Origin of the sequence: Mesorhizobium sp. M7A.F.Ca.CA.002.09.1.1, from assembly GCF_003998555.1 — a bacterium.
GTDB lineage: Bacteria > Pseudomonadota > Alphaproteobacteria > Rhizobiales > Rhizobiaceae > Mesorhizobium > Mesorhizobium ciceri.
In genome coordinates, this window is sequence record NZ_RZRR01000157.1 from 1 (window position 1) to 8,121 (window position 8,121).

Sequence of the window (8,121 nt, forward strand, 5' to 3'; positions counted from 1 at the left end):
GTCGTCATGCGTGTGGTGGTCGAGCACGTCGCAGATCACGAGCGCGGTCTTTTCCAGCCAGGGAATGCGCCGCAGCGTGGCGAGATCCGGCTTCATGACGAAATCGCCATAGCCCTTCGACCAACTCGCCGCCTTGTAACCCGGCACCGGCTCCATATCGATGTCGGCGGCCAGCAGATAATTGCATCCATGCGTTTCGTCATGCGCGGAATCGACGAAGTACTGCGCCAGGAAGCGTTTTCCCGCCAGCCGTCCCTGCATGTCGACGATGCAGGCCAGCACGGTGTCGATCTCACCGCTGGAGACCGCTTTCTTCAACTGATCGAACGAGAAATTTCCGGCCATTCCTTTGGCACTCCAGCGCTTGGGCTTTGAATGAGTTGAACGAAACCATGGCCGGCACGATGCCGGCCATGGCCATGATGGTGGAGGTCAGTGGCCGGTTTCGCCGACTGCCTGTTCGGCCGCCTTGATGGCCGCCTGACGCGCCGCAATGATGTCGCCGAGCGGCGGCCCCTGGAAGCGGCGCTTCTCGAAGCCGAACCAGACGACTGCCGTCAGGATGAAGAAGCCGACGGTGATGTAGAGCGCCCAATCGTTCGGCGGCTGGATGCCGATGATGAAGATCAGGATCATTGAGACGATCGACAGGAAGGCGAACAGCATGAACACGCCGCGCCCCATGTTCCAGGGACCCATCTTGTCCCACTTCGGCGTGCCCCAGGCGAGCATGCCGAGCACGATCGGCACGGTGAAGGAGAGGAACAGGAAGATGACGGTGCAGGAAACCACGATGGTGTAGGCCGAAGTGCCTGCGACCGAAACCAGCGTCGAACCCCAGACGAACAGCACCGACAGGATCGAAGCCGTCCAGATCGCCGCCACCGGCGTGCGGTAGGTCGGGCTGACCTTGGCGAGTGCCGCCGAACCCGGCAGGCCGCCGTCACGCGAGAAGGCGAAGATCATGCGCGAGGCAGACGTCACCGTGGCAAGGCCGCACAGCAGCTGCGCGACGAACACGACGAGGTAGACGAACTCCTTGATGCCGGGGCTTACACGCTGGTCGAAGGCCCAGAAGAACACGTTCCAGCCCTGCTTGGCGGCATCGTCCATGTTCGGGATCATCAGCACGAAGGCGGCCAGGAACAGATAGCCGAAAACGGCCGACCAGATCACCGACATGACCATGGCGCGCGGCACGGAAGAAGCCGCCTTGATGGTTTCCTCCGAGGTGTGCGCGGAAGCGTCATAACCGGTGATCGTGTAGATCGGCAGCAACAGTCCGAGCGCGAACACCCAGGCATTCGAGACGGATGGCCACACGCCGGCGCCTGCGTCCCCGGAATAGTTCTTGAAGGTGAAGAGACGGCTGAAATCCCAGGTCTCAGCGGAAGCCAGGCAGACGATGGCGATCAGGATCGAGCCGAAGAAGATGAGATAGCCCGAGAAATCGGTCAGCTTCGCCGTCAGCTTGATGCCGAGATGGTTGATCAGCGCCTGCGCGCCGGTGATGATGATCAGAAAGATCATCTGGTTTGTCAGCGTGCCTTCGATTCCGAGCGTCGGGCCGAAAGCGCCGATGAAAAACGTCCAGGTGCCGACATTGATGGCGCCGAGCACGGTGATCAGGCCGAGCAGATTGAGCCATGCGGTGACCCAGCCGGTGCCGCGGTTGCCGAGGATCGAACCCCAGTGATAGAGGCCGCCGGCCGTCGGATAGGCCGAGCTGATCTGCGACATGGCGACCGCAAAGGTCAGCGAAACGAAGCAGCCGACCAGCCAGCCGATGCCGATGCCGATGCCGCCGGCGCCGGAGGTGGCCTGGGCCAGCGAATTGATGCCGCCCGACAGGATGCAGATGATGGAGAAGGAAACGGCGAAGTTCGAAAAGCGACTGAGGCGCCGCTCCAATTCCTGGGCATAGCCCATGCTGTGGAGGTGCTTTACGTCCTCCGCCTTGTCAACTTCAGTATAACCCGGTGCTGCCATTTTAGTGTCCCCTGTTGGTTTTCGGGTCGGGATGAGATCCCGCCCTAGCTAGCCGATTGAACTGACTTTCCGACTGAATGCGATCTGGTGTGTCCGGCCTCCTCTGGCTCCAGATCCGAAAAAATGCCCGTGAGCAGATCCGCCCATTTCCGCTGCCCGGTCTCGCCGGCGATTTCGTCATTGCGGATTTCGATCATCGCGCAGGGCAGTCCGCGCGAGCGCGCATGCCGTTCCAGCGTGAAATAGACGCGGTCATCAGGTGAATACGGCTCGTTGACCCCGACGGTGACACCGGAAAGCCGCTTCAGCGCCGATATCAGCGGCGCCGCCAGCCGGCGATCCTCGTCATGGATGATGCCGATATGCCAGGGCCGGTTGCGGCCCTTGTATACCGGCGTGAAGGAATGGACCGAAACCAGCCGCGTTTCCTGACCGTGTGACAGCCTGTGGCTGATGATATCCGCAATCGTATCGTGGAAAGGGCGCCACGAAAGCGCGACACGCGCGGCACGCTCACTTTCCGACAGGCCGGCATTGCCCGGTATGGCCGTTGTCTCACTGACCGGCGGCACCAGGTCGGGCGCGTCAAGCGGCCGGTTGCAGTCGATGACAAGGCGCGAAATGCGGGTTTCGACGAGCGTCGCGTCGAGCGCCTGCGCCATGCGGCGGGCAACCGGCAGCGCGCCGGGATCCCAGGCGATGTGGCGCGACAGGTCCTCGACAGCAAGGCCGAGCGTGCCGAATTCGGCGGGCAGGAAGTTCGAGGCGTGATCGCAGGTCAGCACGAAAGGGCTTGATCCGCCGGGGTTCGTCACCCTTACGGTATCAGACGATGCAAGGCTGGCGGGCCGTGCTTTCTCCATACTCTGCCGTCCCCGGGGAGCGCTGTATCGTATGTTACGTATTTTGCCTCATTGCGTCCCTGTGGATGATTTCATACAGTTTGTCCGGCTTTGTCAAATGCGATTTCGGAAAAGACCATCGACCGAGCCAAGGGTGGGGAAAAGATGATTTCCAACATTGCCGAACTGATCGCCGACCGCGTCGGCACGATGCCGGCCAGCGAACGGCGCGCGGCCCAGACACTGATTGCCTTCTACCCGATGATCGGCTTGAAAACGGTCGCTGAATTCTCGGCCGCAGCCGGCGTTTCCTCGCCGACAATCCTGCGTTTCGTCGCCCGGTTGGGCTTTCAGAACTATCCGGAGTTCCAGTCGAGCCTGCAGGACGAACTGGCGGCGCAACTGCAATCGCCGGCGACAAGGACGCTCAATCCGCCCTCGCCCGGCGGCGGGACCGTGTCGCCGATGCTGGAAGCGACGCTCGACAATATGCGCGAGACATTCAGGCACCTGTCCGACAAGCAGCTTGCCGACATCGCCGCCCGGCTGGCGGACCGGCGCGGCAAGACCTTCCTGATCGGCGGCCGCTTCACCGATCCGCTGGCGCGCTACATGGCCGCCCACCTCGCCATCATCCAGCCGGATGTCTTTCACCTCGCCGGGCAGGAAAGCATGTGGCGTGACCGGCTGATCGACATGGGCAAGCGCGACGTGCTGGTCATCTTCGACATCAGGCGCTACCAGGACAGCCTCCTCCGCTTCGCCGAGAAGGCGCATCAGCGTGGCGTGCAGATCGTACTGTTCACCGACCAGTGGCTGTCGCCGATCGCCCGCCTTGCTCGCCATGTCATCGCCGGACGAACCGCAGTGCCGTCGGCATGGGATTCATCGGCGGCCCTTTTCGTCGTCGCCGAAACGCTGATCGGCGCCGTCACCAGGCAACTGGAAGCAGAAGGCGCCAAACGCATTCGCGAGATGGAAAGTCTGCGTTAGTGCATATGCGATGATCCGAAGCGTTACGCATATTTTCTCAAACGTTACATATATTTAATGTGCGCAGCCCCCGGAGAATTGTCATAAAGACGCGATATCGAGACGGCTTCTTTGCCTTACAATAGCCTCGCTGCGTCTGCTTCATTTCGGGAAACCGGTAGACGGAAGGATTGTTTTACCAACCGGAGTGCTGATGGCCGCCTGGAAACAGATACTTTTTGCACTCGTGGTGCTGGTGGTGGCGGCAGCCGCCTGGCTGCGCTTTTATCCCGGCGCACCGGACGTGCTGGCACGTTGGGGCATCGACTGGGCTTACGCGGCAACGCCCCCGGCTGAAACCGGTGCCGCCAACGCGAGGCAGGCAAACGGCCGCAACGGCAACCAGCGGGTGAACGTGGTCGCCTTGGCGGCCACTTCGGCTGTTATCAACGACCGCCTGCAGGCGATCGGCACCGGCCGTGCCAACGCCTCGGTGACCGTCAATCCTTACAGCTCCGGCCGCCTCGCCGAACTGCTGGTCGAATCCGGCAGCCATGTCGAGAAGGGACAGATCCTCGCCACCCTCGATTCCGAGACCGAAGTGATCTCTCAGGACCGTGCCAAGCTCGCCTTGCAGGACGCTCAGTCCAAGCTCGACCGCGTTAAGTCGCTGCGTGCCTCCAATGCCGCGACCCCGGTAGCCGTGGCTGATGCCGAGGTGGTGCTGGCGGGCGCCAAGCTGGCGCTTCAGGACGCGGAACTTGCACTGCAGCGCCGGTCGATCCTGGCGCCGATCGCCGGCACCGTCGGCATCCTGCCGATCTCGGCCGGCAATTACGTCACCAACCAGTCGGCCATCGCCACGCTCGACGACCGGTCCTCGATCCTGGTCGATTTCCTGGTACCCGAGCGCTTCGCCGCCGCCGTCAAGGTCGGTGCGCAATTGACGGCGACGCCGATCGCCAATCCCAGCAACGCCTATAGCGGCACCGTTTCGGCCATCGACAACCACATCGATGAAAAGAGTCGCACGCTGCTGGTCAAGGCCAAGATCGCCAACCCGGCCGATTCGCTGCGCGCCGGCATGTCGTTCGGCATCACCATGAAATTTCCGGGGCAAACCTATCCGGCCGTCAGCCCGCTGGCGATCCTGTGGGGGTCGGACGGCGCCTATGTCTGGCAGATCGAGGATGGCAAGGCCAGGCGGGTCCCGGTGCGCATCATCCAGCGCAACACCGAGACCGTGCTGATCGACGCCGAGATCGACAATGGCGACATGGTGGTCACAGAAGGCACCCAGAGCGTCAGCGAGGGCGGCGCGGTTCGCCTTGCCGGCGAAGAGCAGCGCGCCGCGGACGCCGCCGCAGGCTCATGACCGGAACCATCAACACCGCCAGCGAGACCGGCTTCACCGCCCTGTTCATCCGCAGGCCGGTCATGGCCTTCGTGCTCAACACACTGATTGCGGTCGCCGGCCTGGCCGCTTTCTACGGCGTCGAGATCCGCGAACTGCCTGATGTCGACCGCGCGGTCGTCACTGTTTCCACCACCTTCGAGGGCGCGGCGGCCGAGACCGTCGACCGCGAACTGACCGACACGATCGAGGGCGCCGTCGCCCGCGTCTCAGGCGTCAAGTCGATCTCGTCGTCTTCCTCGTTCGGCTCGAGCCGCGTCACCATCGAGTTCAACGACGGCGTCGATCTGAATGTCGCCGCCTCGGACGTGCGTGATGCTGTCGGCCGCGTCGCCAATCAGATGCCCGACACCGCCGATCCGCCGCGCATCGTCAAGGCCGACGCCAATTCCGACGCGGTGATGCGACTGGCGGTGACCTCGGACAACATGTCGATCCAGGACATGACCGTGGTGGTCCAGGACCAGATCGAGGACGAGCTTGCCGCCGTGCCCGGCGTTGCCGACGTCCAGGTCTATGGCGACCGCGACAAGATCTTTCGCATCGATGTCGACCAGAACAAGCTGGCCAGCCTCGGCTTCACGGTTGCCGATCTCAGGGCCGCCCTTGCCTCGGTCGCTTTCGATTCCCCTGCCGGTTCGATCACCACGACCAACCAGGACCTGATCGTCCGCACGACTGCCGACGTGCCCACGCCGGAAGAGTTCGAAAACATCATTGTCAGCGGCACGACGCGCATCCGCGACGTCGCCACCGTCACGCTCGGTCCCGACGTCGGCCAGACCACGCTGCGCTCGGATGGCAAGACCGGCATCGGCATCGGCATCATCCGCCAGGCGGAATCGAACACGCTGGACATCTCGACCGGCGTCCAGTCCGCCGTCGCCAAGCTGCAGGAAAACCTGCCCAAGGGCATGTCGATCAAGATCACCAGCGACGACGCCGTCTTCGTCAAGGGCGCGGTGCACGAGGTCGAGATCGCACTCGGCCTGTCCGTGACCATGGTGCTGATCGTCATCTATGTGTTTCTCCTCGACTGGCGCGCGACGCTGATCCCCGGCCTGTCGATGCCGGTCGCCATGATCGGCACCATCGCTGCCATCTATCTGGCCGGCTTCTCGGTCAACATCCTGACCCTGCTCGCTCTGGTGCTGGCGACGGGACTGGTCGTCGACGACGCCATCGTCGTGCTCGAAAACATCGTGCGACGACGCAATGAAGGCATGGGGCCCCGCGCCGCCGCCGTGCTTGGCGCGCAGGAAGTGTTTTTCGCCGTCATTGCCACCACCTTGACGCTGGTCGCCGTCTTCGTGCCGATTTCGTTCCTGCCCGGCCAGACCGGCGGCCTGTTCCGCGAATTCGGCTTCGTGCTTGCCATGTCGGTGCTATTGTCCTGCGTTGTGGCGCTGACGCTGTGCCCGATGCTCGCCTCGCGCATGCTGACCAGCGCATCGCTCCACCACGAAGGGGGCCATGGCATCGGCGCCCGCATCGGCGGCGCGCTCAATACGGCCTACAAGCGCGGCCTACACGCCTGCCTCGACGCGCCATGGATCGTGCTTCTGGTCGCGGTGCTGTTTGCCGGCACCGCCTTCACGCTGTTCGGCACCATCCGCCAGGAGCTGACGCCGACCGAGGACCGCGCCGCCGTGCTTCTGCGCATCAGCGCCCCGCAAGGCGTCAGCCTCGACTATACGACGCAGCAGATGCAGAAGATCGAGAGACTGATCCAGCCGATGCGCGATTCCGGCGAGATCCGCTCGACCTTCGAGAATGCCGGCCAGAACGGCTCCTACAATTCCGGCTTCATGGTGATGACGTTGGCGCCGTGGAACGAGCGCAGCCGCAGCCAGCAGGAGATCATGGCCGAGATCAGCCAGTTGACCAGGCAGGTGCCGAGCGTGCGCATCTTCCCGGTACAGCCCAACAGCCTCGGCATCCGTGGCGCCGGCAACGGCCTGCAGTTCGCGCTGGTCGGCAACGACCGCAAGGCGCTCGGCGACGCAGCCGTGAAGATCATCGCCGAGATGCAGAAGGACGCGCGCTTCCAGACACCGCGCCTGTCGATCGACCCGACGCAACCGCAGCTCGCCGTGGCCATCGACCGCGAGCGCGCCTCCGACCTCGGCATCGACATATCGGGACTGGCCAACACCTTGCAGGCCATGCTCGACGGCAACGATGTCGTCGACGTCTACATTGCCGACCGCAGCTACGGCGTGAAGCTGGTCTCGACCACCAATCCGATCAACGATCCGACCGATCTGGAAAACATCTTCCTGAAGACGGCAGACGGACGTTTCGTGCCGATGTCGACCATCGCCACGCTGACCGAACGTGCCGTACCGCCATCGCTGTCGCGCGAACAGCAGCAGCCCTCGGTGGCCATCACCTCCAACCTCAGTGGCGACTTCGCGCTTGGCGACGCGCTCACCCGCGCCGAGGAGATCGCCACGCCGCTGCTGCCTGCGGGCAGCCGCATCCTGCCTCTGGCCGAGGCGGCGACGCTGGGCGAAACCAACAGCGCCATGATCACCATTTTCGGCTTCGCGCTGGTCATCATCCTTTTGGTGCTGGCCGCCCAGTTCGAAAGTTTCGTCAGTGCCGTCATCATCATGGCGACGGTGCCGCTCGGACTGGCCTGCGCGATTTTCGCGCTTCTGCTCTCGGGCACCAGTCTCAACGCCTACAGCCAGATCGGCCTGGTGCTTTTGGTTGGCGTCATGGCCAAGAACGGCATCCTGATCGTCGAATTCGCCAACCAGCTGCGCGATCGCGGGCTTGGCGTGCGCGAAGCGATCGAGCAGGCCTCGATCATCCGCGTGCGGCCGGTGATGATGACGATGATCTGCACCGTGCTCGGCGGCTTGCCGCTGGTGCTGGCGAGCGGCGCCGGTGCCGAGG

The 8,121-nt window shown here is 63.5% G+C and carries 5 protein-coding genes and 1 pseudogene; 3 read left to right on the plus strand and 3 right to left on the minus strand.

The genetic code is table 11. From position 1 onward, the window contains the following. The 3 genes and pseudogenes from EN994_RS09700 to EN994_RS09710 all read right to left on the minus strand — a co-directional run. A pseudogene (locus EN994_RS09700) lies at window positions 1–345 on the minus strand (glutamine synthetase); the annotation flags it as partial. A gap of 87 nt (window positions 346–432) precedes the next feature. Next, complete coding sequence (locus EN994_RS09705; RefSeq protein ID WP_013529681.1) at window positions 433–1,989, minus strand: amino acid permease; 1,557 nt, start codon at window positions 1,987–1,989, stop codon at window positions 433–435. Window positions 1,990–2,033: 44 nt separating this feature from the next. Further along, the gene (locus EN994_RS09710; RefSeq protein WP_024502760.1) at window positions 2,034–2,852 is read right to left on the minus strand and encodes an N-formylglutamate amidohydrolase; all 819 of its coding nucleotides are present in this window, start codon (window positions 2,850–2,852) and stop codon (window positions 2,034–2,036) included. Between the two features lie 144 nt (window positions 2,853–2,996). Here EN994_RS09710 and EN994_RS09715 point away from each other — a divergent pair, with 144 nt between their 5' ends. The 3 genes from EN994_RS09715 to EN994_RS09725 form a co-directional block, all read left to right on the plus strand. Beyond that, window positions 2,997–3,824: a MurR/RpiR family transcriptional regulator gene (locus tag EN994_RS09715; RefSeq protein ID WP_063168963.1), complete on the plus strand. Its 828-nt coding sequence runs from the start codon at window positions 2,997–2,999 to the stop codon at window positions 3,822–3,824. Window positions 3,825–4,017: 193 nt separating this feature from the next. Beyond that, complete coding sequence (locus EN994_RS09720) at window positions 4,018–5,178, plus strand: efflux RND transporter periplasmic adaptor subunit (RefSeq protein ID WP_063170332.1); 1,161 nt, start codon at window positions 4,018–4,020, stop codon at window positions 5,176–5,178. After that, window positions 5,175–8,121 (plus strand): efflux RND transporter permease subunit (locus EN994_RS09725; RefSeq protein ID WP_164745852.1); only part of this gene is annotated, 2,947 nt, incomplete at its 3' end. The genes EN994_RS09720 and EN994_RS09725, both read left to right, overlap by 4 nt.